Below are 1,507 nucleotides of genomic sequence, written 5' to 3' on the forward strand. Positions count from 1 at the left end.
GAACGGGGGGCGCTCATTTCGGGCTGGCCGGGTCGAAGCCGGCGGGAAGACGGGAGGGAATCCAGGCAGCGCCCTGGAAGGCGCCCATGTGGCCACTGCTGCTGACGACGAAATCCTGCGTGGTGACATGCGCCGCGCCCGGGCCGCGCGGGCGCCCGGCGCGGGCCAGGAAGGCCTGGAAGCGCGGCCCCAGGAGCGCGCGCAGGTCGGGCTTGACGGGCCCCTGCCAGCTCAGGGCGAACACCTGGCCGTCGGCCCCGGCGAATTCGTTGATCACGGTGCCGTCCGCCTGCTGCGACTGCCACTGCCGCCAGGTGGGCGCGCTCGCCACCGCGGCCGCGCCGGCCTGGGGCAGGCTGCCCAGCTCGGCGTGGGCCGCCGCCGTCCAGGAAGCGGCCAGGCAGGCCGCTACGGGTATCCATCGTCTACGGGTCATGGCCATGAGGAGGAGCATATACGCCCGAAGGTTCCCCCGGCGTCGGCCGCGCACCACAAAATGGCAGCAGGCCGCATGGAATTACCGCTGCCGGCAAGGGGCAGGCAAGCCGTGCGAGCATGCGCCCATGCTGGGACGCATCAAGAAGATCCACCGGCTGGCACGGCCGGAACCGCAAGCGCCGGCCGAACCGATCTGCCCCTTGTGCCTGCGGCCCGTGCCGCCGGCCGAACAGGACGCGCACCACTGGGTGCCACGCTCGCGGGGCGGGCGCGAGACGGCCATCCTGCATCGCATCTGCCACCGCCAGGTCCACGCCCTGCTGGACGAGGACGCGCTGGCGCGCCAGTACCACAGCGCCCAGGCCCTGCTGGGCCACCCGCAGGTGGCGGCCTTCGCGCGCTGGGTCAGCAGCAAGCCGCCGCACTTCCACGAACGCACGCGCAAGAGCCGGGCGCTGCGCCGCGGCTGAACGCGGGCTTGCCGGACGCGGCCCCTCGCCCCAAGATCGGCGACTTCTTCTTCAGGGGCACGATCGCATGGACCGAATCTTCCAGGGCCGCTACACCGCGGACGTCGAGGGCCCCTTCGTGGTGTTCCTCATCGGCCTGCGCATCAACCGCCTGTGGGCCGTGCACAAGTGGCTGCCGGTGGCGCGCGCCATGGGCCCCATGCTGGCGGAACTGCAGGCCCAGCCGGACATGGGCCTGCTGCATGCGGAGACCTACCTGTACTGGCGTGGGGTGGCGCTGGTGCAGTACTGGCGCTCCTTCGAGCAGCTGGACCGCTTCGCCCGCAACCCGCAGGCCAGCCACCTGGGCGCCTGGAAGCGCTTCAACCAGGCCGTGGGGGCCGATGGCTCGGTCGGCATCTGGCACGAGACCTACCTGGTGCAGCCGGGCGGCTACGAGTGCATCTACGGCAACATGCCGCGGCGCGGGCTGGCCCGCGTGGGCACGCACGGCCCCGCCACGGGCGCCCGGCTGACGGCGCGCCGGCGGGCGGGCATGGAGGGCGAGCCGGCCGTGCCGCCCTACCCCAACCCGGACGGCGGGCGCTGACTCAGAAGGG

General features: G+C 73.0%; 3 protein-coding genes. 2 read left to right on the plus strand and 1 reads right to left on the minus strand.

Annotated features, from left to right (window positions below):
- Positions 1–13 precede the first annotated feature (13 nt).
- Positions 14–436: a DUF2844 domain-containing protein gene (locus IM725_RS19905; protein ID WP_193782380.1), complete on the minus strand. Its 423-nt coding sequence runs from the start codon at positions 434–436 to the stop codon at positions 14–16.
- Positions 437–563: 127 nt separating this feature from the next.
- On the opposite strand from IM725_RS19905, the gene IM725_RS19910 reads away from it, so the two are divergent.
- Together IM725_RS19910 and IM725_RS19915 are read left to right on the plus strand one after the other, a co-directional pair.
- The gene (locus IM725_RS19910) at positions 564–908 is read left to right on the plus strand and encodes an HNH endonuclease (RefSeq protein WP_227753986.1); all 345 of its coding nucleotides are present in this window, start codon (positions 564–566) and stop codon (positions 906–908) included.
- A 67-nt stretch (positions 909–975) separates the two neighbouring features.
- Positions 976–1,497, plus strand: a complete 522-nt coding sequence (locus tag IM725_RS19915; RefSeq protein WP_193782381.1) for a DUF4188 domain-containing protein — start codon at positions 976–978, stop codon at positions 1,495–1,497.
- Positions 1,498–1,507 lie beyond the last annotated feature (10 nt).

The sequence above is a fragment of the Ramlibacter aquaticus genome, assembly GCF_015159745.1.
Lineage (GTDB): Bacteria > Pseudomonadota > Gammaproteobacteria > Burkholderiales > Burkholderiaceae_C > Ramlibacter > Ramlibacter aquaticus.